General features: G+C 44.7%; 23 protein-coding genes. 10 read left to right on the top strand and 13 right to left on the bottom strand.

The genetic code is table 11. The features are described 5' to 3' along the window. Window positions 1–100: 100 nt before the first annotated feature. Complete coding sequence (locus ACYVD4_RS03345) at window positions 101–1,162, bottom strand: TerC/Alx family metal homeostasis membrane protein (RefSeq protein WP_460942383.1); 1,062 nt, start codon at window positions 1,160–1,162, stop codon at window positions 101–103. Between the two features lie 224 nt (window positions 1,163–1,386). Between ACYVD4_RS03345 and ACYVD4_RS03340 the strand changes: the two genes are divergently transcribed. Together ACYVD4_RS03340 and ACYVD4_RS03335 are read left to right on the top strand one after the other, a co-directional pair. Further along, window positions 1,387–2,127, top strand: a complete 741-nt coding sequence (locus tag ACYVD4_RS03340; RefSeq protein WP_460942381.1) for a glycosyltransferase family 2 protein — start codon at window positions 1,387–1,389, stop codon at window positions 2,125–2,127. A gap of 51 nt (window positions 2,128–2,178) precedes the next feature. After that, complete coding sequence (locus ACYVD4_RS03335) at window positions 2,179–3,228, top strand: methyltransferase (protein ID WP_460942379.1); 1,050 nt, start codon at window positions 2,179–2,181, stop codon at window positions 3,226–3,228. Between the two features lie 85 nt (window positions 3,229–3,313). Here ACYVD4_RS03335 and ACYVD4_RS03330 read toward each other — a convergent pair whose 3' ends face one another. From ACYVD4_RS03330 to prfA, 3 genes are all read right to left on the bottom strand, one after another. After that, complete coding sequence (locus tag ACYVD4_RS03330) at window positions 3,314–4,669, bottom strand: sensor histidine kinase (protein WP_460942377.1); 1,356 nt, start codon at window positions 4,667–4,669, stop codon at window positions 3,314–3,316. A gap of 110 nt (window positions 4,670–4,779) precedes the next feature. Further along, window positions 4,780–5,451: a response regulator transcription factor gene (locus ACYVD4_RS03325; RefSeq protein WP_460942375.1), complete on the bottom strand. Its 672-nt coding sequence runs from the start codon at window positions 5,449–5,451 to the stop codon at window positions 4,780–4,782. Window positions 5,452–5,625: 174 nt separating this feature from the next. After that, the gene (prfA, locus tag ACYVD4_RS03320) at window positions 5,626–6,699 is read right to left on the bottom strand and encodes a peptide chain release factor 1 (RefSeq protein ID WP_460942373.1); all 1,074 of its coding nucleotides are present in this window, start codon (window positions 6,697–6,699) and stop codon (window positions 5,626–5,628) included. Window positions 6,700–6,865: 166 nt separating this feature from the next. On the opposite strand from prfA, the gene ACYVD4_RS03315 reads away from it, so the two are divergent. Further along, window positions 6,866–7,444, top strand: coding sequence for a hypothetical protein (locus ACYVD4_RS03315; RefSeq protein ID WP_460942371.1), 579 nt, complete (start codon window positions 6,866–6,868; stop codon window positions 7,442–7,444). A 53-nt stretch (window positions 7,445–7,497) separates the two neighbouring features. Here the strand turns inward: ACYVD4_RS03315 and ACYVD4_RS03310 are convergent, their stop codons facing one another. After that, on the bottom strand, window positions 7,498–8,217 hold the full coding sequence (locus tag ACYVD4_RS03310) for a pyridoxine 5'-phosphate synthase (RefSeq protein ID WP_460942369.1): 720 nt from the start codon (window positions 8,215–8,217) through the stop codon (window positions 7,498–7,500). A gap of 146 nt (window positions 8,218–8,363) precedes the next feature. On the opposite strand from ACYVD4_RS03310, the gene ACYVD4_RS03305 reads away from it, so the two are divergent. The 4 genes from ACYVD4_RS03305 to ACYVD4_RS03290 all read left to right on the top strand — a co-directional run bounded on the left by ACYVD4_RS03305 (window position 8,364) and on the right by ACYVD4_RS03290 (window position 12,159). Next, window positions 8,364–8,813, top strand: coding sequence for a GatB/YqeY domain-containing protein (locus ACYVD4_RS03305; RefSeq protein WP_460942367.1), 450 nt, complete (start codon window positions 8,364–8,366; stop codon window positions 8,811–8,813). Window positions 8,814–8,909: 96 nt separating this feature from the next. Then, window positions 8,910–9,437 (top strand): CvpA family protein, encoded by a 528-nt coding sequence (locus ACYVD4_RS03300; protein WP_460942365.1) that lies wholly within the window; start codon window positions 8,910–8,912, stop codon window positions 9,435–9,437. Window positions 9,438–9,514: 77 nt separating this feature from the next. Beyond that, complete coding sequence (gene rlmN / locus ACYVD4_RS03295; protein ID WP_460942363.1) at window positions 9,515–10,561, top strand: dual-specificity RNA methyltransferase RlmN; 1,047 nt, start codon at window positions 9,515–9,517, stop codon at window positions 10,559–10,561. A gap of 176 nt (window positions 10,562–10,737) precedes the next feature. Beyond that, window positions 10,738–12,159: an inorganic phosphate transporter gene (locus ACYVD4_RS03290; protein WP_460942361.1), complete on the top strand. Its 1,422-nt coding sequence runs from the start codon at window positions 10,738–10,740 to the stop codon at window positions 12,157–12,159. An 85-nt stretch (window positions 12,160–12,244) separates the two neighbouring features. Here ACYVD4_RS03290 and ACYVD4_RS03285 read toward each other — a convergent pair whose 3' ends face one another. From ACYVD4_RS03285 to ACYVD4_RS03270, 4 genes are all read right to left on the bottom strand, one after another. Continuing rightward, complete coding sequence (locus ACYVD4_RS03285) at window positions 12,245–12,940, bottom strand: 3-keto-disaccharide hydrolase (protein WP_460942359.1); 696 nt, start codon at window positions 12,938–12,940, stop codon at window positions 12,245–12,247. 23 nt (window positions 12,941–12,963) lie between these two features. Then, the gene (locus tag ACYVD4_RS03280) at window positions 12,964–13,803 is read right to left on the bottom strand and encodes a formylglycine-generating enzyme family protein (protein ID WP_460942357.1); all 840 of its coding nucleotides are present in this window, start codon (window positions 13,801–13,803) and stop codon (window positions 12,964–12,966) included. A gap of 23 nt (window positions 13,804–13,826) precedes the next feature. Then, window positions 13,827–16,142, bottom strand: a complete 2,316-nt coding sequence (locus ACYVD4_RS03275) for a DUF7133 domain-containing protein (protein WP_460942355.1) — start codon at window positions 16,140–16,142, stop codon at window positions 13,827–13,829. 70 nt (window positions 16,143–16,212) lie between these two features. Further along, window positions 16,213–17,031: a lysophospholipid acyltransferase family protein gene (locus ACYVD4_RS03270; RefSeq protein ID WP_460942353.1), complete on the bottom strand. Its 819-nt coding sequence runs from the start codon at window positions 17,029–17,031 to the stop codon at window positions 16,213–16,215. A 286-nt stretch (window positions 17,032–17,317) separates the two neighbouring features. Between ACYVD4_RS03270 and ACYVD4_RS03265 the strand changes: the two genes are divergently transcribed. Then, a complete protein-coding gene (locus ACYVD4_RS03265) occupies window positions 17,318–18,010 on the top strand; it encodes a porin family protein (protein WP_460942351.1) in 693 nt (230 codons plus the stop codon). Between the two features lie 236 nt (window positions 18,011–18,246). Next, window positions 18,247–19,284, top strand: coding sequence for a fatty acid desaturase (locus tag ACYVD4_RS03260; protein ID WP_460942349.1), 1,038 nt, complete (start codon window positions 18,247–18,249; stop codon window positions 19,282–19,284). A gap of 95 nt (window positions 19,285–19,379) precedes the next feature. Here the strand turns inward: ACYVD4_RS03260 and ACYVD4_RS03255 are convergent, their stop codons facing one another. From ACYVD4_RS03255 to ACYVD4_RS03245, 3 genes are all read right to left on the bottom strand, one after another. After that, window positions 19,380–19,544 (bottom strand): hypothetical protein, encoded by a 165-nt coding sequence (locus tag ACYVD4_RS03255; RefSeq protein WP_460942347.1) that lies wholly within the window; start codon window positions 19,542–19,544, stop codon window positions 19,380–19,382. Window positions 19,545–19,718: 174 nt separating this feature from the next. Continuing rightward, complete coding sequence (locus ACYVD4_RS03250; protein WP_460942345.1) at window positions 19,719–21,824, bottom strand: protein-disulfide reductase DsbD family protein; 2,106 nt, start codon at window positions 21,822–21,824, stop codon at window positions 19,719–19,721. Between the two features lie 154 nt (window positions 21,825–21,978). Then, window positions 21,979–22,812, bottom strand: coding sequence for a phytanoyl-CoA dioxygenase family protein (locus tag ACYVD4_RS03245; protein ID WP_460942343.1), 834 nt, complete (start codon window positions 22,810–22,812; stop codon window positions 21,979–21,981). 184 nt (window positions 22,813–22,996) lie between these two features. Here ACYVD4_RS03245 and ACYVD4_RS03240 point away from each other — a divergent pair, with 184 nt between their 5' ends. Continuing rightward, the gene (locus ACYVD4_RS03240; RefSeq protein WP_460942341.1) at window positions 22,997–24,298 is read left to right on the top strand and encodes a hypothetical protein; all 1,302 of its coding nucleotides are present in this window, start codon (window positions 22,997–22,999) and stop codon (window positions 24,296–24,298) included. A gap of 41 nt (window positions 24,299–24,339) precedes the next feature. Here ACYVD4_RS03240 and ACYVD4_RS03235 read toward each other — a convergent pair whose 3' ends face one another. Next, window positions 24,340–24,660 carry a hypothetical protein gene (locus tag ACYVD4_RS03235; protein WP_460942339.1) on the bottom strand — a complete coding sequence of 107 codons (321 nt, stop codon included), beginning with the start codon at window positions 24,658–24,660 and terminating at the stop codon, window positions 24,340–24,342. Between the last annotated feature and the right edge of the window lie 246 nt (window positions 24,661–24,906).

Genomic DNA, 24,906 nt, shown 5'->3' with positions numbered 1-24,906 from the left:
ATCTTACCTTCTGCCGCTGTTGCTACGTTGTTGGGTTTGCTACTGCTCTTCCAGAAAAAATAAACCTCCGCAATGTAACTACATAACGAAGGTTTGCTATTTATGCTTCTTCTTTCTTTTCTGGAATGAGCCAGGAAGACAAGACGCTGATTGTCAATATGCTAATAATTATATAGAGCGAGTAAACAGGTTTAAAGCCGTATTCCGCCAGCCAGTGTTCGCCCAGCATTTTAGCACCAATAAAGGTTAGGAGCACAGCCAGACCAACTTTCAGGAATCGGAATTGATCCATGATGCTCGATAGGAAGAAAAACATCGAACGAAGCCCCATTATGGCAAATACGTTCGAGAAAAAAACGATATACGGATCTTTTGTAATGGAGAATATAGCCGGGATGGAGTCGACGGCGAAAACCAGATCAGTACACGATACAACAATGACAATGATGAAAAGGGGCGTAACAAATAGCTTATTGTCAGATTTCCGGCGGACGAAGAAATTATCAGTTACGTTACGTCGGTAAACGTTGAGGTATTTACTGACAAATCGTACGACAGGATGCTTTGAAGGTTCGATTTTTTCGTCTTCGTCTTTCTGAAAAAAGAGCTGAAATCCAGTATAGACCAGGAATAGACCAAACAGATAGAGAATCCATTCGAACCGCTGAATCAGGGCTGAACCAACAAAAATGAAAATGAATCGGAGCACAATTGCACCCAGAATGCCCCACACAAGTACTTTCTTATAATACCGTTCGCGTAGGCCGAATGAGTTGAAAATCAAGATAAAGACAAAGATGTTGTCGGCCGAAAGTGAGTACTCTACCAGATAGCCGGTGATATACTCCAATGCCATATTATTTTGAAAGCGTGCTAAACTGGCCGCAAAATTGCCGGGTATTAATTCGACGTGGCCTGCGTACTTATTCTGGACTTCCTGAAGCCGGGCAAACGTATCGATTCCGTGAACGAGGTAACCGAAATTTTTAAGGAAAAAATAGAAAGTGATAGATAGAGCAACCCAGATGGCACTCCAGATAGCGGCCTCTTTAAATTCAACAACGTGACTCTGGCGTTTCGAAAAAGCGCCAAGGTCTAAAGCCATGATAAAGAGAACGAACGTAGCAAACGCGAGAAAAAAAACTGTTTCGCTTGACAGCATGGTTATGGTTACGAATTACAGAGGCAAGAATATCGATCAATATGGATTCTGGTCTGTAATTGCGTCATTTGTAGTTTGAGATAGTACAGATTTAAAGCGCAAAAATTAGGTTTAGGCTGGTATTCCTCTGGTTAACTGACAAATCTACATCCAATTGATGTAAGGAACTGGCAAGGGCGGCTAAAATTATTGGCATGATGCTGTTGACCCCTTACTTTTGAACTATGTTTAACAACAAAAAAGTAGTTGTAGTGATGCCTGCCTATCGGGCAGCCTTAACCCTGGAGCGGACGTATCGTGAAATTCCGCTCGATTTAGTTGATGAGGTTATTTTGGTTGACGACGCTAGCCCCGACAATACGGTGGAGATTGCACGTCAGTTAGGCATTCGGCACGTGATTCGGCACGATAATAACCGGGGTTACGGTGGAAATCAGAAAACCTGTTACGCCAAAGCCCTTGAACTCGGTGCCGACATTGTGGTAATGCTTCATCCCGACTATCAGTATACGCCCATGTTGTTACCAGCCATGATTTCTATAATTGGCAATGGGCTATATCCGGTTGTGTTTGCGTCCCGAATATTAGGTAAAGGTGCCTTGAAAGGGGGGATGCCGATGTATAAATACATTGCCAATCGCTTTCTGACCTTTGCGCAAAATCTGTTGATGAATCAGAAATTGTCTGAGTATCATACGGGTTATAGAGCTTTTTCGGGAGATGTGATACGTAGTTTAGATTTTACCCATAACTCCGACGACTTCATTTTCGATAATGAGATGATCGCTCAGATTTTCTATAAGAATTTTGAAATTGCTGAAGTGACCTGCCCCACAAAATATTTCGAAGAAGCATCGTCTATCAATTTCCGTCGAAGCTCGATTTATGGCCTAGGGGTGCTACGTACATCGCTTTTCTATTTTCTAACAAAAGTTGGCCTGATGCGCTGGAATATTTTGAAGTAGTTACGGACAGCTAATTCTCTTACAGCATAGAATCCTGTAATTTTCAACTCGATGTCCGATTACCTTGACCTTTCTCCTATTACCCGCCATTTACGGGCTATGTATGGTTCCCGGCTTTTAATTGTAGCTGTTCATCACATACCTGTTTTTGAAACGTTAGCGAATGGAGCACTTTCAGTAGCTGAGCTAAGCAAACGACTTAACCTGAATGAGCGACCAGCTAATGTGCTCTTCCCTGCTTTATGCGCGATGGACTTGCTGGCTTATAATCAGGCTGGCGAACTTGGCATTACGGAGCTTGGTCACTACTTGATCCAAAGCAGTACGCCTAATCTGACAGGCTATGTTGGTCTGGAAAAAGATGATGCGGGGGTAATTGAAATGGGCGTTCGGCTCCAGAACGATGGCCCACTGGAAACGCCGGATGGAATCTCCTATGTCAAAGAAGGTGAAGACCCTTCTCCAATGGATGATCCTGAGCTATCCCGTAAATTTACGTTAGGACTGGCCGGACGCGCTCGGCATTTGTCGCCCATCGTAGCGTCTAAAATTACGCAGCGGCAGGGCCATTTACTAGACGTAGCGGGTGGTACGGGTTTATATACCTATGAGTGGCTGCTAAAAAATCCTACCTCAACAGCTACGATTTTTGACCGTCCTGCGGTGCTGGCAGTAGCTGAGGAACTGCTCCATGAGTTTGCCCTGACTAATAGAGAAGGTGCTAAAAGCGTTGCGGCACGGGTCACGTTTCTGGCGGGTGATATGTTAACTGATACGCTCCCAAAAGTAGATATTCTTCTGGCAGCCAGCTTGTTTCACGACTGGCCGACATCTACCTGCCAATTACTGGCTAACCGATTTGCTGAGGCTTTACGTCCTGATGGCGAACTGTGGGTGCATGACGCTTTTTTAAACGACAGTCTGGATGGGCCATTGGCCGTTACTGATTATTCGGCTCAATTGTTCTGGGGTACGAAAGGACGTTGCTACAGTCGGGCAGAATATCAGAGTTGGTTTGTAAAGGCTGGGTTGACGCCGACCAATAGTGCGATTTCGACGGGGTTAGACTATGGTCTGATTTGCGCGGTTCAGCCTAAATAGCCAGTCGCATTAGCGTAGTCCGCATATTATCTATGCCCTTAACGTAGCAGCAGCGAAGGTAGCCGCTAGGTAGTGTATAATCTATCTAAAGGGGTTTAGGTAGCTCAATAGAAATCGTTGTTCCTTTATTGAGCAGTGAAGTTATCCGGATTGCCCCCTGATGTAAGTCTATAATTTTCTGTGTTAAGGCAAGACCGATTCCATAACCAGGCTGGCCTTCTACGTTTTTACCCCGAAACAACGGATCAAGAATGTGAGCGAGATCCGCTTCATCAATACCTCGTCCTGTATCAGTTACTGTCAGAATTATATAATTTCTCTTTGCTTGTAGTTTTATGGAAACAGCCTCACCCGAGTATTTACAAGCATTATCCACTACGTTCAGTAAGGCTGTTGTGAGTAACGTAGCGTTGCCTTTCACGGTAAATGACTCGTCTTCTTTTGTTATAAATTGAAGCGGCAGATTGCGACCCGGATACTTGGTTTGAACCTGCCCAATGGCGGTTAACAGGCAGTCGTCAACCTGAACCGCCGTCATCGGAACAGTTCCGTCGGTAACCTTGGCTAAAGCGAGCAAACCGTTTGTAAGGGTAATTACTTTTTTTAATTCTTCAACGGCAATTTCCATACTCTCACGCCAGTCGGCCGGATTCTGGTCGTAACGTAGCGAGGTTTCTAATGTTCCTAATGTATTGGTTAACGGCGTGCGGAGTTCGTGAGAGGCTTGCGAAACAAAGCTACGTTGGGAAACGAAAGCATCCTGTAGTCGAAAAAGCATCTGATTGAAAGTCATGGCGATTTGGGCGATTTCGTCCCGCTGATTTCCTTCGTGTACCCGTTTATGCAAATCAAAAGCGGAAATCTGCTCGACTTCATCCACAATCTGAGCGATAGGCTTGAGTACTCTTCCCGAAAAATACCAACCTGCGAGTACAATTAATGCAAAACCGAGCAGGTTAGCCAATAGCAGGATTTGCTGTAGTGTGCCTAATTTCGCAAAGCCAATCCGATCATAACCAGACGCAAAAATGTAAAATAACTGCCCACGATCACGATAAGGCATCATGATCGACTCGAGATGACCGCTCTTAAATTCGACCAGTACTTCAGTGGTAAGCTGTGGTATTTTTTCTTTATAATAGTCAGACTCTTTCAGTGCCCGGTTGGTAAATACCATGTTACGTTGGCTATCGTAAATGTTAATTTGCTCATCCACGATGGTAAGCAAATCGGTACGTACCATATTCTTAAAAAAATCATCGTGCAGGTGCCGCCGGGAAATCAATACTCGTCCAACCACACGGGCTTTACCTTCCAGCCTGCTATAAAATTCCTCCTGCCTATATAATGAATAGAAGTACCAAACTAGTAGCGAAAGAGTAATCTGAATCGCTACTGCCAGCAATGTGAAAATAATAGTCAGCCGATTTCGTATAAGCATGTTTTAATGTGGATAAGATATATGATGCGTAATCTATGTAGTACTATGTCGGCCTTAGTCGTAATAAATTGTCATACATCATCTTCCATATATTATACATCCTGTACGGTTTAGCCTTCACGGAGAATATAACCCATTCCAACAATGGTATGCAAAAGCTTGGGTGAAAAATCTTTATCTATTTTCTTGCGCAAATAGCTGACATACACATCAATAACATTGGTATTGCTGTCGAAATTCAGATTCCAGACTCGCTCACTGATATCGATCCGCGAAATGATTTTTCCTTTATTTAGCATCATATATTCCATCAGGGCGTATTCACGCGTGGTGAGATCAATACGTTTCCCCGACCGAGTGACCGTTTGTGTGTCGAGGGTCAGTTCTAAATCGGCCAGTCGAAGTATTTGCTTCTGTTTAGGGCTATTTCGTCGGGTTAATGCCCGAACACGTAGCAGCAATTCCTGAAACTCAAATGGTTTTGATAAATAATCATCTGCACCAGCATTGAAGCCATCCGATTTATCGGCCAGACTGTCTAGGGCGGTTAGCATCAACACAGGAATCGTTTCATTTTCGGCTCGGATCAAGCGACATAAATCAAAGCCATTCATGTGCGGAAGATTCACATCCAGAATCACAATATCATAAATATCCTTCCGAAACAAGGACAAACCGGTTTGCCCGTCGTAGGCAATTTCTACGTCATACCCTTCGGCCGACATGCCTTTGCGGATAAACGAAGCCAGCCGCTCCTCATCTTCAACCAGAAAGATTTTCATAAACAGATAGTTATACGTCTGCAAGTATAGTCTATAGCCAACGCTATACGTAACAACCGTAACTTATTGTTTGACTAATTTGCCGACTTAATTTGAGAGATAACTTTTAAAAGCACAACGCCTAGACAAAATCTAGGCGTTGTGCTTTTAAGACAAACAGTCTGGAGGTTGTTATTATGCAGTTGCGCCTTCTTTTAGCCGCTCGGCGTTCTCGGCAATACGTAGTTGCTCTATGAAGTCGCCGATATCACCGTCCATAACAGCGGTGAGATTATAGACTGTAAGCCCAATGCGATGGTCTGTTACGCGGCTCTGCGGATAGTTATAGGTACGTATCTTATCCGAACGGTCGCCACTTCCTACCATGGTTTTACGTTGTGAAGCAATCGCGTCATTATGTTTCTGCAACTCAATTTCGTACAACCGCGAACGTAGTACGGTTAGCGCTTTGTCGAAGTTTTTCAACTGCGAACGTTCGTCCTGACATTGCACCACCAAACCCGTAGGAATGTGGGTCAGACGTACTGCCGAATACGTAGTGTTTACCGACTGACCGCCCGCCCCCGACGAACAGAACGTATCTTTTCGAATGTCGTTCATGTTCAGCTCTACGTCTACCTCTTCGGCTTCGGGCAGTACCGCCACGCTGGCTGCCGATGTGTGAATACGTCCCTGCGTTTCAGTAGCAGGTACACGTTGCACACGGTGTACACCCGACTCGAATTTCAGTTTGCCGTATACATCCTCGCCTTCAATTTCGGTAATAATCTCTTTGTAGCCGCCCGACGTACCTTCGGTATAATCGACGAGTGACATGCGCCAGCCCATTTTTTCGCAGAAACGCTGGTACATACGGAAAATATCGCCTGCGAAAATAGCAGCTTCGTCGCCACCAGTGCCGCCCCTGATTTCGAGAATTACATTTTTGCTATCGTTCGGGTCTTTCGGAATCAGCATCTCTTTGAGAACTTCTTCCAATGGTTCCCGACGCGGGATAAGTTCATCCAGTTCCGCTTTGGCCATGTCCCGAAAATCTTCGTCTTTTTCGGTCGCAATGATTTGCTTTGCGTTGTCGATTTCTTCGAGTAGTTGCTTATACGCCTGATACTGAACAACTATCTTTTCTAAATCTTTATATTCCTTACTCAGCTTCATAAACCGCTTCTGGTCAGAGACAACCTCGGGCTGGACAATTTGCTGAGATACTTCGTCGAAGCGTTCGCGAATGGCTTCTAACTGATCAAGCATGTTATATGATTTTTAACGCTATTCCAATTTTGGAATGTGGCGAGGGAAAACAATCGAAAAACAAAATTACGAAAATCCTGCCAGTTCGGCTCTATTTGCAACCAAGCCGAGTCGGTTCCTGTTTCCACTAAAAATATTGAAACGTAATTATAGTAAGTTTCTGTTTATGAGCCGCCTTCTGATTATCTGCTTCGTTCTTTCTTTTTGTGTAACTGCTTGCGGCCCCGACCGTGTGAAATATACCAGCGAATTGAAGCAGGAAATCGCAGATTCGAAAATCAAACGTGTCACCGACGTCGATTTGGTTGAAACAGTTGATAATCTGGGCGGAAAAATTAGTTCAGTTGTCCAAAAAGAGCTAATTACCCAGCTTCAGCAAACAACCGATCCCGCCAAACGCGCGCAATTATGCCAACTGCAAAACCTGCCACGGACGAAGGCTATTGCCGAACGCTACGCCGTTGAGATTCGCCTGCTCGGAGTCGATGATCTGAAAAACGTAACACTGAATGCGAAGGAGCGTGAAATTCTGGACGCTTATTATTACAGTGCTAAACAGAAGCAGGCGGCCATGTCGAATATTCAGAAAATTAACGATACGTTATTCGTTTACAACGTGCCGGTTCCGGCCCAAAATGCCATCTGCGAAGCTTGTTTTGGTAAACAGGACGTACCGTTTGCTGTCTGGCACTTTGGCTTCCAAAAACGCGAAGTAGTTCGCCGGATGAGTGCTTCAAAAAAATAACTGGCCGAATTGGGCACGCAACTCGACCAGTGTAAGCATATCCGAAAAGTAGCTTAAGCTGGTTGAAGGCAGCGCAGATACATCTGGATAGTGTTGTCGAGACCGTAATAAAGCGCATCGCAGATAAGCGCGTGGCCTATCGAAACTTCTTTCAGACCGGGTACCTGCTCATTAAAAAAGCGTAGATTTTCCAGACTCAAATCGTGTCCGGCGTTTACTTCTATGCCAAGTTCACTGGCGCGCTGAGCCGCTTGCACAAACGGAGCTACAGCCGCGTTTCGATCTGCTACGTAGTGAGCAGCATAAGGTTCGGTATATAATTCGATCCGGTCGGTACCCACAGCTTTGGCACCCTCTACCATTTTCACATCAGCATCAACGAAAATCGATACGCGAATTCCATCAGCTTTAAACGTATCGACAAGCTTACGTAGGTGATCTGCGTTACGTATCGTGTCCCATCCAGCATTGGAGGTAATGGCGTCTACTGCATCAGGAACCAACGTAACCTGTTCAGGTTTAACCCGTTTAACCAGTTCAATGAAACGTTCGTCGGGATTTCCTTCGATGTTAAATTCGGTAGTGACAACTTCTTTCAAATCCAGTACGTCCTGATACCGAATATGCCGCTCGTCGGGGCGAGGGTGAACAGTAATGCCCTGTGCACCAAAGCGTTCACAGTCGAGCGCGACCTGAACCAGATTTGGGTTATTGCCGCCACGCGCATTTCGTAACGTAGCAATTTTATTGATGTTAACGCTTAAACGAGTCATTTCTTAAAGAGTGAAAGAGCGAAAGAACAAAATCGGACTATCGAAGCAGAGCGAATTACGTTGTTTGACTTTGTAACTTTGCCGAAATAGTGAAGGTTCATATAGTAAGTCACACTTTCACTCATTCACTCTTTCGCACTTTAATTATGTCGCTAAAACAACAAATTGACGCCGATATTAAGCAAGCCATGCTGGCAAAAGATCAGAATAAATTACGTGCGTTACGTGCCGTAAAATCGATGATTCTGCTCGAAGAAACCAAAGAAGGCCAATCTGGTGATCTTAAAACCGAAGATGAAACGCGCATCCTGAGTAAAGCCGTAAAACAACGGAAAGACTCGGCCGATATTTATCGTCAACAAAATCGTGCTGATTTACTGGCCGTTGAAGAAGCTGAAATTGCTATCATTGAACAGTACCTGCCTAAACAGCTTTCTGAAGATGAGCTTAAAGTGGCACTGCAGGCAATTATTGCCCGTGTTGGTGCTTCTGTTCCATCTGATATGGGTAAGGTGATGGGCGTGGCTACAAAAGAACTGGCTGGGAAAGCAGAAGGAAAGGCGATTTCGGCTATGGTAAAGCAGCTATTACAATAATTGATTGATTGAATGATTGAATTGTCGAGTGTATGATTCAATCATTCAATCAATCAGCAATTCAATCATTTTGATTTGAACACCCTCGACCTGCTTATGTTGATTCCCCTTGCATGGGGGGCATTTAACGGATACCGTAAAGGTCTTCTGGTAGAGATTGTGGCAATAATTGCATTTATTGTAGCCATGATTGTTGGGCTCAAATTTCTCGGATTTGGTATCGATCTATTAAGTCCATATATCAGCCGTGAACTGGCTCGGAAAGTATTGCCAATATTGGGTTTTTCCGTGATTTTCGTTCCCACGATTATCATGGTCAACCAAATGGGCATAGCTCTACGTCGGTCGTTGAAATACACGATGTTAGGTACGTTTGATAGTATAGCTGGAGCCGTTGTAGGACTATTTACCTGGGTGTTTGGAATTAGTATTATCCTTTGGTTGTTCAGCTATATGAATGTGAAAATACCAGCCCGCTACGCTGAAAACGCATTTCTCTATCCTTATATACGACCAATTGCGCCCAAAGTGATGGACAAGGCCGCCGTTTGGGTTCCGAAAGGTCTCGATGCTGGTAAAAAATGGCGGGCAGAAAATATAAAGAGCGAAAGAGTGAATGAGTGAAAGAATGATGATCCGGCATTCCGGCTGATACGTCCTTCTTCACTCTTTTGTTCTTTCACTCTTTCGCTCTTTAAACAATGAAACAAGACATCCGCAAACTAACATCTCCGCAACTCAAAGACTGGCTCAGCCAACATGGCGAGCAGGGGTTTCGGGCGAAACAAATTCAGGAGTGGCTTTGGAAAAAATCAGCATCGTCGTTTGAGCAGATGAGCAACCTGTCGTTACCAACGCGGGAGCTGCTGAAAAGTCATTTCGAAATTCGCCCATTGACAGTCAATCAGGAACAACGTAGCAGCGATGGTACGATTAAATCGTCGTTTCGTTTGTTTGACGGAAATCTGGTTGAAGGAGTTTTGATTCCGGCGCTACGTAACGATGACACGGATAGGATGACGGCCTGCGTATCGAGTCAGGTAGGTTGTTCGCTGACTTGTAAGTTTTGCGCCACAGGTTATATGGATCGAAAGCGAAATCTGGATGCGGCCGAAATTTATGATCAGGTAGTGGCTATTGACCGCCAGGCTAAAGAAAATTACGACGTACCGCTCTCCAATATCGTGTATATGGGAATGGGCGAGCCTTTGCTAAATTATAAGAACGTACTGGAATCAGTTGATCGAATTACCTCGCCCGATGGGTTAGGCATGTCGCCAAAACGAATTACAGTTTCTACGGCGGGAATCGCGAAAATGATACGTCAGTTGGGCGATGATGCCGTTAAATTTAATCTGGCTTTATCGTTGCACGCTGCCAACGATCAGAAACGTGACCAGATCATGCCTATCAACGAAAGTAATACGTTGCAGGCATTGGGTGATGCGCTGGGGTATTTTTACAAGAAAACAGGCACACGTATTACGTTCGAATATATACTGTTTTACAATTTCAACGATACGTTGCAGGATGCGCAGGAACTATGGAGGTTTACCAAGCGTGTACCTGCCAAGATAAATATCATTGAGTATAACCCGATTGCGGAAGCCAATTTTAAAAATACCGACCCACAAACACTCGATAAATTTGCTGGTTTTCTGGACAATAAAGGTGTAACGGTCAATGTGCGCCGGAGCCGAGGTAAAGATATTGATGCTGCCTGCGGTCAGCTAGCAGGTAAAAAATGAAACATTACGTTTCGTTTTATGACGTTTCAAAAACGCCCGAAACAACTATAGGCAAATGGTTGGATTTTGTCTGTTAACAATTTAGTAATACTGCTCTGGTTAGTTTGACGTACTTTTGTGGCAATCATTGGCTTACGGACCCACCGTCTGGCCGTTTTTAGACGATATTCCCTTGTATGTTTGGATTAGAAACGGATGTTTTTATCCTCCTCTTCATCAGCCTTTTTGCTGCTTGTGCCTTCGAATTTGTTAACGGTTTTCATGATACAGCCAACGCGGTTGCTACCGTTATTTACACCAACTCCTTAAAACCGACCGTTGCCGTAGTATGGTCGGGTATCTGCAATTTTACGGGCGTTTTGCTGGGTGGCATTGGTGTTGCCATGGGCATTGTAAACCTGCTTCCAGTTGAACTGCTCGTAGATCAGAATGTGTATCACAGCGTAGCAATGGTGCTGGCACTACTGCTCAGTGCTATTATCTGGAACCTCGGTACGTGGTACTTCGGAATTCCGAGTTCAAGTTCACACACGCTTATTGGTTCAATTTTGGGCGTTGGCCTTGCTTTTTCAACCTTACCCGAAAATACAACCGGCGCTGCTGTCAACTGGGACAAGGCCATCGAAACTGGTGAAGCGTTATTATTATCGCCTTTATTAGGTTTCAGTCTGGCAATCGTGCTGATGTTCATACTACGTCGTTCGGTACCAAATGATGTAAAAGACCAACTTTTCAAAGAGCCCAAAAAGAATACTGAACCTCCATCGTGGGTTCGTGCTATTCTTATCGCTACGTGTTCGCTGGTAAGTTTTTTTCACGGTAGTAATGATGGACAAAAAGGTGTCGGGCTCATTATGCTGATCCTGATTGGGATTGTACCATACCATTTCGCTGTAAAAGCTGATATTGATCCAAGGCTGATGCAGGCTAATATCACGACTATTGAACAAACCCTTGCTACGTTAGATTCTAATCAGCTTTCGCCAGCAAACCGCGAACGGCTGGTGCAGACACGTAACGAATTGAATGAGTTAAAAAGCCTTATCAACGCCCCGCTGGTCGATAATAAAATTCCGAACGATAAGCGGCTGAATGTACGTAAAGATTTATTGCTGATTTCGAGCAATATGAAAAAAATCACCTCCGATGAGGGGGCAAATGTGAGCCCGAGTCAGATGGCATTGCTGAATAAAAGTCTGGGTGAAGAAAGTGGTCTCCGTCGATTCACAGACTATGCACCGTTCTGGGTTATTCTAATGGTTGCTCTTTCATTGGGTCTGGGTACTATGATTGGCTGGCGCCGGATTGTGGTAACGGTAGGTGAAAAAATCGGAAAACAACACCTGACGTATGCACAAGGAGCATCAGCGGAGTTAGTTGCTGCAAGTATGATCGGGTTTGCTTCCTGGCTAAAACTGCCGGTTAGTACCACACACGTATTGTCGTCGGGTATTGCCGGAAGCATGGTGGCTAGCAAAGGTGTTAAAAACTTACAGGCTGATACAATCCGAAACATTGCGCTGGCATGGGTGCTTACTCTTCCGGTTTCGGTGTTGCTCTCATTTACGCTTTATATTTTCTTTCGCTGGTTGTTATAATCCAGTAAGACTTACCTGTAACGCGGACATTCTGTTTGCATAGTTCCTAGTATGACTATGCAAACAGAATGTCCGCGTTACATCTTTATAGCTCTCTAATGGCAATATTCCGGAATCGGTGGGCGGCATCTGGTTTCCAAGAGCCAGACATCTCGAAAGCTTCGGCCGATTTTGAATAAACCGCCGACCAATGCGCTTGTAATCCAATCATTCCCGACGTAGTACCGGCGATAAAATCATTCACAGGTTGCATTACGTCCCACATGAGTTGATCGTTTACCCACAGGCGAATGCGTGGAATATCGCCTTCCATCCGAATGCGAAAGGCGTTCCAGCTATGGGCTTTCCACACCGTTGCGATGTTTGTAGCTTGGGCACCTTTACTCACGTTCATGCGCTCACCGAGCAGGTCACCAAGCCCGCCCGGAGTTGCCAGTTCAACCTGATACGCCATGCCGCTTTCGCTGGAACGTAAGAAGATACCGCCGTTGCAGAACGAGTCAATTTTAGCTTCCAGATACAGTTCGAAATTCCGGTACTTCTTATTAGTCAATAAAACACCACCCTGCCCATAGGGGCGTTGTTTTAACGTAACGACGCCATTCTCTACGTAAAAATTGCCCGTTGTTCCCTGATGTGAAGTGCGGCTGGTGTGCCATCCATTCAGGTTTTTGCCGTTGAAAATAGGTGTGAAACCTGCTGGAATTTTCCCATTCTGAGCATTCGCTACATTGAATACAAGTACGGAATAAAGCAGGATACTAAGTTTTTGTAAAAACATATCGAAAAAAGATAACAGGCTAATCACTTTACGTCCATAACTATCCGAAAGCCAACATCCCAGCCATTACCCGGCCCGGCTGCATGCGTCATATACGTAGCGTTTTTGACATCGCCCACAAACGAAGCTCCCTTCAATACGTGCTGGTTTCCAGATCGAGGGGGAACGGCGTCGGCGAAGAGTTTCTCGTTGTAAAAGTCCTGCACCCATTCCCATACATTTCCCAACGTATCGTAGAGGCCCCACGCATTTGGTTTTTTCTGCCCAACCTTGGCAGTTGTTGTGGAGCCCATTTGCGCCGATGCCCAGATCGCTTTCCACGAAATATCGTCGTTAGCACCAGCACGGGCAGCATATTCCCATTCGAATTCGGTAGGTAAGCGGTAGTGATGGCTTTTGTCCAGGGCATTGAGTTTGGTCAGGAATTTCTGTACATCCTGCCATGTAACCTGCTCTACAGGATGCTGGTCTGCCTCATCTTGCACTTTCTCAGTCTGAAATGCCGATGGATTTCTACCCATGACCTGCTTCCATTGCGCCTGCGTTACCTCAAATTTGCCAATGTAATAAGGCTTGTTTATTCTGACGGTAAAACCCTCTTGGATATCCTGTTTCGCCATCTTTTCGGCAAGTGCAAAGTCGTTGCTTGTCCATTGCAAACCTTCCGATTTTTTAGACGTAGCACTCACATCTGGAGGTTGAGGGTAAGGTGGCTTGAATCGACCCACAACCATACTGCCGGGCTGAATCAGGACGAACTCCATAGAAAACTTATTGGTGAACGTAGCGGTTTGTGCGTATGCGCTTACTACGTAGAATGTGAGTACGAAAGCCAGAAATGATTTCCTGAACGTAGTAGTCATAAGTGATTTGATTTTGCTACGTATCAACGAGGTTTGTTCCAGTTCGTCCGCTCAGCACGACCAAGCTTGAAAATTTCCAGCTCCTGTTGCGTCATTCCGCCGGGCATAACGGGCGTTGTAGCACGTACTTCCGCAACTTCCTTTGCCGTAACAACTGACGCGTGATTGCCTAATTCACTGCTATTTCGGATGTAACTCAGCACCGACGCAATCCATTTATCATCATTACTGCCCATAGCTGGCATCAAATCGGTATACGTTTTGCCATCGATGGGTCCTTTCATGCCATTGAGTAAAAGCTGAATAACCAGTGTTTTATCGCCCCGAACACGCGGTGAACCAACAAGCGGAGGAGCTGGCATTTGCGTACTACCTGCCACTTTTACACCTTTTCCGTCGGGCCCGTGACACGTAGCACAGAGTTGTTTAAATATGGTTGCTCCATTAGTGACGAGCGCACGATCTGCCGGACTCAGGTTTCGGGTTCGCTCACGCTCGGCCTCCAGCATTTTCTGCGATTCAGTGAACGTAGTAAACGAAAACTGCATCAGCTCATTTTTAGGATTGTTGGCCAACAGCGCTTTTACCAGTTCGGTTGTCCGTGGAGTTTTGTTGCTACGTAGCGACAAAGCTAATTGAATACGAACGTCGGGGCTTGGGTCGTTCATGAGCGGTGCCAGCTTCTCAATAACTTCCGCGTCTTTTTTCTTTAAAAAAGCTTCACTAATCCAGACGGCTGCTTTGCGAACCTGCGGATCGGAATCGGTAAAGGCTTTGAATAAAGTTGGTTTGTCGATAGCGTCCACACCTTCCAGCGTCCACAGCGCGTGAATACGTGCCAGCGGGCTAGGAGATTTCGCCAATGTCGCTTTTTCGCCCAAGGCGATTTGCTTCAGGGTTGGCACTACCGATTGATCGTTACGTATTATAAGAAGCAATTGTGCATTATCGCGCCACCAGCCGTTTGGATGGTCGAGATACATAACGAGCTGACTGCTAGACTCATTGAGCATGTTTGGTTTTCGATCATCACGCTTGAAATCGTCGTGAACGATGCGATAAATACGACCCATGCCCCGGTTTTTATAGAGTCCTTTCTCCTGAATCACTTTTCCCAGATACGAGCCGGGTTTGGTCCATTCGCTTTCCTGAATGATGCCGTGATACATATCGACGACGTAAAAACAGCCATCGGGGCCAGTATACGTATTAATGGGCCTGAAATTCATATCGGCCGATGCCAGCCAGTCTTTTTCTTTATAGGCATCTTCAATGTAAATCTTTCCATCGCGGTTAATCACCTTGCCACGCTTTATAATTCGTCCAACAGGTTCGGGAATGAAATAATCGCCTAGCATATCGGCGGGTAAGCGGTCGCCCCGGAAAATCGACTGTCCGCAACCGGCTGTGTATTTTTTGAGCGTATTGTCTTCCGGACGTAAATCTTCGCGACCACCCTGTGCATCAACCGTACCAATGATAGGCCAAGGTTTTGTAAAGTCGGCCGAATATTGATCAGCAAAGTTGAGGGCACCATAGGCCGGATTCTGTTGTATTTGTACGGCTGGAAGGCCCGGCCCGGCTTCTGAATAAAACAATCGACCGTAATTGTCGGTAGTCATACCCCATTGCCCAATCATGTTATCGACCAACGTATCGGCAATCAGTTTCCCGTTTTTGTATTTATACCGCAGGTTATCGCGGCTCGGGTAAATCCAGTTGTCAACATTCCAGAGAAACCCGCCGTTCTGATGTTCCAGATTACGGGAGTCCATGACCTCGTTGCGAAAAACAATTTTCTTCTCATCGGCCTTGCCGTCGCCGTTTGTATCCCGGTAACTCCAGATATGCTGAACGTTGGTGATTCCCACCAACAACTGATCTCCAACGGGCAGAATAGTACGTGGCAAAACAAGGCTATCAACAAAAATGGTCGATTTATCCATTTTGCCATCGCCATCGGTATCTTCCAGAAGTTTAATTCGGCTGGTTGGCTCATATTCGCCGGTTGCATTCGCGTCTTTCATGTACGTATTCATCTCTGCTACGTACATTCGACCGTTTCCGTCCCAGGCTATGGCTACGGGTTCCTGAACCATCGGCTCACTGGCAACCAGTTCAACATGATAGCCAGGTGGCAATTGTATTTTTTTTATACTTACTTCTGGCGAAAGTGGCTCAACGGGTGGGTTTGTGTCCTGTACTGCACGCATGAAATCGCCATCGGAGGTTTGTTTCGATGATTTGTTGCAACTAATAGCAAGCGAAGCTATTAGCAGGAAATAGATTGGAAACAGGATACTTTTCAAACCTGCTGTTACGTTGGAAGATAATTTCATAATACCTCTCTTATTAGGTGAACATGAGAATCGATAGAGACGTATTGGATAAATTTGAGGAAGTGTCTTGTTAAGGCTGATTCTGTTCCTGTGACCATTCTGGTGCATCTTGCTCTATGGCGTGACGAACCCGCGCAACCAGATCGTCAACACTATCATCCTGACTATAGTTAAGTGGAGCCTTAAACTGTACGGTTAGCAGTGTATTCCGTTTTTTGAAGCGCAACCCTTTCTTGTCGAATGCTCTACGGAAGCCGTTGATAACAACGGGAATGACAATTGGCTCATTGTTTTTTATAAGATGCCCTGTGCCTTTTCGAACAGGGGCATACGGTGTGGTAGTACCCTGTGGAAAACTGACCACCCAACCATGCGCTAACGCCTTGGCAATCTTATCATTGGCTGAGGTATCTACAGAACGTTGCACTTCACGACCTTCGGCCCGCCAGGAACGCTCAATGGTTAACGCACCAATGGCCGAAAAAACGCGGGGAACGAACCCTTTCTGCATGGTTTCTGAAGCTGCTACGTAGTACTGGCGAGCGCGTGGGCCAAACAAATACATGGGCGGAACAATCGTGTTCTGAAATCCCCATTTCACAGCGCAGAAAATCTGAAAGAAAGCAATTACGTCGGCAAAGTATGTCTGGTGATTCGATAGAAACAGTACGTTGTTAATGGGCAGGTTTTCCAGATTTTCGGTTCCTTCAATCTGAATTCGATTCACCACGGTATAGCGGGCGTAGGTTAGCCAGCCTACGATAAAAATGAGTATGCGCCTGATTAACAGCGAACTGCCAAACGGATCACATTCAAATAAGCCTAATACGTCCAACGGCATCAGAAACTTTGGGAGGTAGCTGAATTTGGTTGGCTTAATATATTTCATTGTCGGGTTAGCGTATAGGTAATCGGTAAAGTTAAAAGGACGCTGCAATGTTTTCAAGAAAAAATACAAACGTCTGATTCACAAGTACCATTCGGTGACGATTTACTACGTTGCTACGTCTGGAAAAATAGAATAGCAAAATTTTTTTCATACAGATTAATCCTTTTGAAGATGGCACTCTCTAACAAACGAAATCAGTTCACTAATACACATTCGCCTATTGCCGACATTCTACACAATTAAGTTCATGTTTAGTTTTTACCATCAATTTTTCCCTTCAGAAATCATGAAACGAGTTGTGCTTGCCGGTATAGTTGCTCTGTTGAGCGTATTTTCTATTGAAACCTCTTTTGCACAAGTGCAGGTTGGGGTCCGGGGCGGAGCTAACTGGGGTTTTGCTTCTAAACCCGATTTTTTAGGTAGTTTCAATCCTGATTTATATCCAACGATTGGCCCAGTTGGGGCTATTTTTCTGGAAATTCCAATAAGTGATCGCGTATCCTTTCGTCCTGAGATAGTCTACATTCAGAAAGGTGTGGCTGTAAAAGAAGGCTTTGATATAAATCTTGGCGGATTTAACCTCCCAATTGGTGCTACCATCGCTTACCAGTCGCAAAATCTAGAGCTGCCTTTGCTGGCTAAAATTAATATGAGCGACGGCCCTATTCAGCCTTATTTCTTAATTGGACCAGCTGTTAGCTACGCTATGGACGGTCGTATTCGGACGCGCGGCTCAGCCCTGTTCACTACAAAACCTTACGACATTGATGTTAATTATGGTGGAACCTTGAGTCGTTGGGACGTTAGCGCGGTTGGTGGGTTAGGTCTAGCAGTTGATGCGGGTCCTGGCAAATTCTTCATCGAAGGGCGATATACACACGGTTTTACACGTCAGATTCAAGTGCCTGTTGTAAATATTAATGTACGCAACCGGGGAGTGGGCGTATCGCTAGGGTACTCATTCACGATAGGAAATTGATTTTACCCAGTCGTTTCATTCCTGTAATTATTACGTTTTTATTGAATCAACCTGAATCAGCAAAGGTGGGGCCCGACTTGGCTCCACCTTTCTTGTTTAAAGAGAAATATGATTAAAATCAGATAAAAAACAATTGATTGAGTGGTATTGCCAGATAAAATTGTGTTAATTTTACTCACTGTTTTTTTATCGAATCGCTTGTGCGATTCACTGTTGTTTCTTGCGACACCTCATCCATGGCAAAATTCACTGATTTTGTTCGCTCAAATGCTACAGAGCCGCATCGAATCCGTACCCGTTTAATTCTCAAAGCTCACCCCGAAATCAAACAATTGATTGGTCAGAAAAACCCGAATACATTCTGGGTTATTCTGGGCTGCGTATCAATGATGGTTGGTATGGCGTGCCTTGTTCGTGATCAGTCCTGGTGGATTGTGGTTGGTGCAGCCTGGCTCATTGGTGCATTTCCGGCACACACGTTATTCGTTTGTATTCACGAAGCCGCTCACAATCTAATTTTCCGTAAACCAACGGCCAATGCCTGGACGGCTATCTTCGCCAACCTGCCAACCGTATTTCCTACAGCCCTTTCGTTCAAAAACTTTCATATCAAGCACCATGCTTTTCAGGGAGTTCATGAATTAGATGCTGATTTGCCGGATTGGTACGAAGCGAAACTCATCAATAATTACTCGATTGGTAAGGCACTATGGTTGCTGTTTTTCCCAGTATTTCAGGCGATACGTACCATTCGTATGCACGAACTGGCTGTAATTGATAAATGGGTTGCGGCTAATATTGTTGTTCAGGTGGCATTCGATGTCTTAATCGTTGTGTTGTTTGGCTGGAAAGCGCTGATTTTCTTGCTACTCTGCCTATTTTTCTCGGTAGGATTGCATCCATTAGGTGCTCGCTGGATTCAGGAACACTACCTGACGCTCGATCCTGAACAGGAAACGTACAGCTATTATGGCCAATTAAACGGCGTGAACCTAAATGTTGGTTTCCACAACGAACACCACGATTTCCCATCGATTCCCTGGAATAAGCTTCCGCAAATCAAGAAATCGGCACCTGAATATTATGATACGTTAAAATACCATACTTCCTACGTTCGGTTATTCTTCCGGTTTCTATTCGATCAGGAGATTTCGCTATACTCACGTATTGTACGTAAAGAGCGTGGCCGCGTAACGATAGCCGATCAGTCGAAGCCTGATATGGAACTCGTACAAGCACAAACACAACCAGTTTCGGCTGAACCAGTATCTTAAATTTTGCTACGTATTAATCTAATAAAAATGTCCGCTAGATTCTAGCGGACATTTTTATTTATGGTAAATGCAATTGCAGTTAATACGAAATGATTTTATTGTTCGTCATTGAAATACGTTGAAACCGACACCGTTAAGATGTCAATTAATTCTTCGTCCATATATCCATAATCGTCAGGAATATCTAGCACTATAAGCTCTCTGTCATTCAGCTCGTCTCGAAACTGATTGAGTAATCGTTCTTTGTGACGCTTTTCCATAACAAAAACCAAATCAGCCCATTGTATAAGTTTAGAGGAAACCTTCACTCGAGCTGATGGTTCAGTGCCAGCAGACTTTACAAAGTAGGTAGGATGATTTTTATAGATAGTTTCAGCCGTTAGGCTACGCCATCGGTTTCTGCTACAAACGAAGAGGATATTCACCAATTCTTCTCAAAACTTAGCTTTTCCTGAATCAAGGAACGTAACAAAATTCGCTACGTCACGGTCATAATTTTTGGGTGGCACCAGCAATTTACCTTCGTTGTTGACGAGACAGTAGTGGGGCTGCGCATTGTTGTTATACTTCGTGATTTGTAAATCCGCATTTTGAGCACCAATTGTTTTCTTTACCTTCTGGTCATACGTCGACGTGTACCACTCAGATTTCGGCAATTCAGTTTTATCGTCAACGTAAAGGGCGACAACTACAAAATCATTCTGAAGTCGCGACAACACCGCTGGATCTGACCAGACACGAGCTTCCATTTCACGGCAGTTCACACAGCCGTGGCCTGTGAAATCAATGAAAATCGGCTTGTTAACTTTTTTGGAATACGCCAGCGCCTGTTTGTAATCGAAAAAGCCCTGTAATCCGTGGGGTAGGTGAAACAGATTACCGTACTTCACATTTTCTGAAATCTTGTTTTCTGGATTCTGCATCACGTTTCCTGCCCCATGTAAATTAAAATCCTGCGATGTTTCGGGAGGAAGATAGCCTGACAATGCTTTCAAAGGAGCACCCCATAAGCCGGGAACCATATACACCACGAACGAGAAGGTAACGATTGCCAGCAATAATTTCTGAACGCTCACAGTTTTTACTTCGCTATCATGAGGAAGGCGAATTTTCCCGAGAAAATAGAAACCAAGTAGCGCAAAAATGACAACCCAGAGTGAAAGAAACACTTCACGGTCGAGCAATCCCCAGTGATAAACCTGATCGGCTACGCTTAAGAATTTCAGCGCGAGTGCAAGCTCCAGAAAACCCAGAACAACTTTCACCGAATTGAGCCATCCGCCTGAACGGGGTAAATTTCGTAACCATTGTGGGAAAGCCGCAAACAACGTAAATGGCACCGCAAACGCTGACGAGAATGCCGCCATTCCCAGAATAGGCTTCACAACTTCACCACCAGCCGATGCTACCAGCAAGCTACCAACAATTGGCCCAGTGCAGGAGAACGAAACCAGCACGAGTGTAAAGGCCATAAAGAAAATACCTGCTATACCGCCCTGCTCAGACTTAGCGTCAGCTTTGTTAACCAGTGAGTTCGGCAAAACAATCTCGAACAGACCGAGGAAAGAGAGTCCAAAAACAAAGAAAACGAGGAAGAACAGTACGTTCGGTACCCAGTGCGTACTGACGAAATTGGCAAATGCTGGACCGTTGAAGCGCGACACGACAGTTCCGATCAATACATATATACCAATGATGAATGCGCCATATAATAAAGCCTTCCATTGTCCACCCTGCTGGTTAGTGAAAAAACTCACAGTTGCCGGAATAATGGGAAACACACAGGGCGTAAGCAGGGCTACCAGACCCGACAGGAAAGCTGCCAACAGAAAACCACCAAGCGAATCGCCTGAAGCATTTGCTACGTCGTCGGTAGTAGAGGCCATCATAGTAGTTTCTGCTTTTTCAGATATCGCCGATTCGGTGGAGTCAACAGGTTCTATCGTTGGTAGAGCAGGTGCAGACGTAGCGGCTGCTACAGTTGTTTCAGAAGTTGGTTGGGTAACAGTCGCTGCCGTTTGGGACGTAGCAGCTACAGCAGTTGTTGAGGTAGCTGAAGCTTGTCCGGCAATGGTTAGACCCGTAATGGCGAAACTTTCATCGCCCGGAATGCATTGACCATCTTTATCAGTACAAGCCTGATACTCAATAACACCTTCAAGAGCCGGTGCATCGCTGAGGATTTTGATGCGTTGCGAAAACTGCGCCTGACCACGCATCAGATACGTATCGCCCTCAAAAACCTCTTCATATTTTACGTCTACTTTGCTGGTCGGTTTCACTTTTCCGATCAGTTCAAAGGATTTATTAGGCGTAAACTTAATAACCGTTGGCAGCGGCCCATCAATTTTTGGATTGACCTCCGAGGAGTAAATATGATAGCCAGACTGCACACTGGCCGTAAATTGGATATCAATAATATCACCAACTTTGGCAGATGATTTGGTCGATTTATAGGACCAGCTAACAGGTTTTATAATCTGAGAGAACGTAACGAGGGGCAGCAGAAGCCACACCACAAACGTAAGAAATGACTTCATGCCGTTTGGAGGAAGTGATGGTTTGTTTAGACAACAGAAATACAGCAAAAATATTTCCATAAAAGACAATAGTCGTAAAACGATCGTCGTTTCGGCATTAATTATTCCGAAAATGACGATCGATTTACGACTATCGATAGCTATTCCTACACGCTTATCGGCTGAATAAGAGCGGATTCATTTTTTCCTCGGGCTTACTACCTATAGGAAGGCTACTGAGCCAGGTTTCATGATCAGCAATCTGAAATTCATTACGTGGCTGAATAATTCTCTGATTTTCATCCATGTAAATCATGGTCATGACCTTACGTGGGCGATCCGATACATTCGGGCCTGCCCGGTGAAACGTCCAGCCAGCGTGATAACTTACTTCGCCTAATTCGAAAGGGGTATCGTGTACGTTGAAATTCTCTTTCCGAAGCGATTCCTCAAGCAGTTTTTCACTTTCATCGCTGATTTCAATATCACGGCCAATTTCTACGTGCTGGCTACCTTCGGCAAAGGCGAGCGGCCCCATTTCCATAGGTGTGTCCTGCAACGGAATCCAGACTGTAACCGTTTTTGGTGACGACAAGGGCCAGTAAAACTGATCGGCATGCCAGGGCGTGATACCACCCGACGGTTCTTTATAAAGTGCCTGATCGTGGTAAAGCCGAACCCCATCGACGCCCATTAAATCGGCGGCAATTTTGGCTAAACGTTTCGAGAAAACGAATTCGCGTGCCTGTTCGTCCTCGCGCCAGAGGTTCATAATCTGAAGAAAAGCCCGCTCATACGTAGTACGTTCTTCCATCGGCTTTATTAACGTATTAAGCCGAAAAACTAAATCCGTAATAATATCGCCATAGTATTCCAGAACGGCAGGGCTTAGTACGTGCTTTAGTTTTACGTAACCGTTTTGTTGGTAGAACGTAATGGCTTCAGGGCTAACGTTATAAGGCGTGTCAAGCTCTGCCAGTAGGGATTGTTTATCAAGCGTATTATTCATTGTATTATCTCTGATATTGATACGTACTAAAGCCTTAAAAATTTAATCTTTAACTATCTGCCACATCGGTAATTAATATGACAACATTATGTTTCTTTGAAGAACAAATTTTAGTGCTGGTATTACAGACAAATACGTAGTGTGCAACAGCTAGTTCTACTCCACTTTTTTCTTGGCCAACGTAATGAAATATAGTTTACTAGTGCTGATTCTATTAGTTTTTGTACAGGCCTGTCGGTCTAAAAAACAGGAAGTTAACCCTAACGGTGAAGCAAAGCTTTTAGGTATTACAATTCCTAGTTTTCCGGCGCAGAATATTGCAATTGACCATGACAAAAAACAGATTGTACTAACAGCTCCTGTAAACACAACCGTACTAAGTTTTGTAGCGACCGCTTATCAGACTTCGCCTAACAGTTCTATTTGGAATGAAGGACCGTACCCCGTTAATATTTGCGGTATGCTCCAGCCCGAAAAACAGTTGGGCATTTACGTACTTGGCAAAGATAATCAGTTGAACATTTATAAGTTTGTTGTGAAGCCTGCGGATAATTTGAATATCAGTTTTATTGATAATCAGGCAACGGCTACGATTGGGCAACCGATTGGTTTTCAGATTGATAATTTTACAGATGGTGTAGGCATTGGGCAGATCATTCTGACTCGAACGGACTCGCCCGAACGCGATACGTTGCAGGTACAATGTTGCTATGGAGTCTATAATTGCCCAGATCGGCAACCTACGTATAACCAATACGCGGCCGGAATTCCAGAACACGTTCGGCCAGGCGAGTATACGGTTGAAATTAAAAAAGCAAACGGTCGTCAGGCTGTAGCAAAGCAGAAATTACGATTTAGGAAAGGGACACCGTTATTGGAAAGTTTCCAATTTAAACAGCCTATTCTGGCGAAAAGCCAAAGTCTGCTTATAAATGGTGAAAATCTGTTTGCCGACGATAGTCCAGAGTTACTATTCCGACGTGTAACAGGCGAGCGCTTTCGCGTAAAACCAACGAACGTATCAACTTTTGGTCGAAGCCTACGTATTGATTTGCCGGCCGATCTAACACCTGGCTATTACTACGTTCAGCTTATGTCAGGCGGTCAGGCTATTGGTGCTACGTATCGGTTTACGGTACTACGTCAACCTGAACAGCCGAGTGTATTTTCTATCGATACGTTATTGGCCTCTGCCACAGCAAGCCCATTGGTACTTCAGCGCATGAAAAATTATTCGGCCAGCATTCAGCCCGAATATGGGTCATATACTGATAAGCTAGAGGTGAAATTAACAGATGTTGACAATCTGACTCGATCTGTTGTTTTTACCTACCGCACTGGTAGTTTTAACGGTGACTATCCGGGCGGCTTAAAAATTCCGGAGTCGGTTACTCCCGGAAAATATAGTCTCCGTATTGTCGCTACGTATTCTAGCGGAAAGGTGATAGAAAGTGAACCATTAGAACGACAGATTATCGTTCGATAACATAAAAAAAGGTCCTGAGCTTTCAAACTCAGGACCTTTTTTTAGTAACTCCAATATCCCTGCACCCAAACTCGCCCATTTGGCGTTCTTCGCCAATAACCGGGATTCCAGGTTTTATAACGTGCAGGTGCTGAACTATATCGTACAGGAGCGGGCGCTGAACGATAATAACCGTCTACCCAAATATAATCCCGTCCTCGACGAACGTGATGACCCGGAACCCATACCTGATTAGTAGCAGGTGCTCTGGGAATAACAATAACTCGTCGAGGTTGTTGCGCTGTGGCAGTTTCCGAACTGGCTACAAAGAACGCTGGTAGCAGTAAGCTCGCTAATGCCAATACTTTCAGTTCCTTTTTCATAGCTTTATTGATTGAGTTTGGTAGAAAATCGGTTTACGAACGCTAATTTCTACCGATATTATGTTGCTTCTGAGAGGGTTTGTAAACGGAAAGGTTTAAAGACCCTCTTTAATTTAACTCATATGAATGATATTTTGTTGGATAGTTTTGTCAGAGAACCTACCTGAATCTACCATTTTCCGATGTACCTTTGTACTTGTAAATAACTGGTTGTTTGTTGGTTTGATACGTTGTGTTTACCAACCG

It is taken from the genome of Spirosoma daeguense (genome assembly GCF_054776875.1).
Note: the sequence above shows the minus strand (reverse complement) of the source record. Positions and strands in the feature narration are given on the sequence as shown.

What these genes read in the sequence shown, in the direction of transcription:
- ACYVD4_RS03345 (WP_460942383.1), bottom strand. Translation starts at nt 1,162, where the DNA reads ATGCTGTCAAGCGAAACAGTTTTTTTTCTCGCGTTTGCTACGTTCGTT.
- ACYVD4_RS03340 (WP_460942381.1), top strand. Translation starts at nt 1,387, where the DNA reads ATGTTTAACAACAAAAAAGTAGTTGTAGTGATGCCTGCCTATCGGGCA.
- ACYVD4_RS03335 (WP_460942379.1), top strand. Translation starts at nt 2,179, where the DNA reads ATGTCCGATTACCTTGACCTTTCTCCTATTACCCGCCATTTACGGGCT.
- ACYVD4_RS03330 (WP_460942377.1), bottom strand. Translation starts at nt 4,669, where the DNA reads ATGCTTATACGAAATCGGCTGACTATTATTTTCACATTGCTGGCAGTA.
- ACYVD4_RS03325 (WP_460942375.1), bottom strand. Translation starts at nt 5,451, where the DNA reads ATGAAAATCTTTCTGGTTGAAGATGAGGAGCGGCTGGCTTCGTTTATC.
- prfA (WP_460942373.1), bottom strand. Translation starts at nt 6,699, where the DNA reads ATGCTTGATCAGTTAGAAGCCATTCGCGAACGCTTCGACGAAGTATCT.
- ACYVD4_RS03315 (WP_460942371.1), top strand. Translation starts at nt 6,866, where the DNA reads ATGAGCCGCCTTCTGATTATCTGCTTCGTTCTTTCTTTTTGTGTAACT.
- ACYVD4_RS03310 (WP_460942369.1), bottom strand. Translation starts at nt 8,217, where the DNA reads ATGACTCGTTTAAGCGTTAACATCAATAAAATTGCTACGTTACGAAAT.
- ACYVD4_RS03305 (WP_460942367.1), top strand. Translation starts at nt 8,364, where the DNA reads ATGTCGCTAAAACAACAAATTGACGCCGATATTAAGCAAGCCATGCTG.
- ACYVD4_RS03300 (WP_460942365.1), top strand. Translation starts at nt 8,910, where the DNA reads ATGTTGATTCCCCTTGCATGGGGGGCATTTAACGGATACCGTAAAGGT.
- rlmN (WP_460942363.1), top strand. Translation starts at nt 9,515, where the DNA reads ATGAAACAAGACATCCGCAAACTAACATCTCCGCAACTCAAAGACTGG.
- ACYVD4_RS03290 (WP_460942361.1), top strand. Translation starts at nt 10,738, where the DNA reads ATGTTTGGATTAGAAACGGATGTTTTTATCCTCCTCTTCATCAGCCTT.
- ACYVD4_RS03285 (WP_460942359.1), bottom strand. Translation starts at nt 12,940, where the DNA reads ATGTTTTTACAAAAACTTAGTATCCTGCTTTATTCCGTACTTGTATTC.
- ACYVD4_RS03280 (WP_460942357.1), bottom strand. Translation starts at nt 13,803, where the DNA reads ATGACTACTACGTTCAGGAAATCATTTCTGGCTTTCGTACTCACATTC.
- ACYVD4_RS03275 (WP_460942355.1), bottom strand. Translation starts at nt 16,142, where the DNA reads ATGAAATTATCTTCCAACGTAACAGCAGGTTTGAAAAGTATCCTGTTT.
- ACYVD4_RS03270 (WP_460942353.1), bottom strand. Translation starts at nt 17,031, where the DNA reads ATGAAATATATTAAGCCAACCAAATTCAGCTACCTCCCAAAGTTTCTG.
- ACYVD4_RS03265 (WP_460942351.1), top strand. Translation starts at nt 17,318, where the DNA reads ATGAAACGAGTTGTGCTTGCCGGTATAGTTGCTCTGTTGAGCGTATTT.
- ACYVD4_RS03260 (WP_460942349.1), top strand. Translation starts at nt 18,247, where the DNA reads ATGGCAAAATTCACTGATTTTGTTCGCTCAAATGCTACAGAGCCGCAT.
- ACYVD4_RS03255 (WP_460942347.1), bottom strand. Translation starts at nt 19,544, where the DNA reads ATGGAAAAGCGTCACAAAGAACGATTACTCAATCAGTTTCGAGACGAG.
- ACYVD4_RS03250 (WP_460942345.1), bottom strand. Translation starts at nt 21,824, where the DNA reads ATGAAGTCATTTCTTACGTTTGTGGTGTGGCTTCTGCTGCCCCTCGTT.
- ACYVD4_RS03245 (WP_460942343.1), bottom strand. Translation starts at nt 22,812, where the DNA reads ATGAATAATACGCTTGATAAACAATCCCTACTGGCAGAGCTTGACACG.
- ACYVD4_RS03240 (WP_460942341.1), top strand. Translation starts at nt 22,997, where the DNA reads ATGAAATATAGTTTACTAGTGCTGATTCTATTAGTTTTTGTACAGGCC.
- ACYVD4_RS03235 (WP_460942339.1), bottom strand. Translation starts at nt 24,660, where the DNA reads ATGAAAAAGGAACTGAAAGTATTGGCATTAGCGAGCTTACTGCTACCA.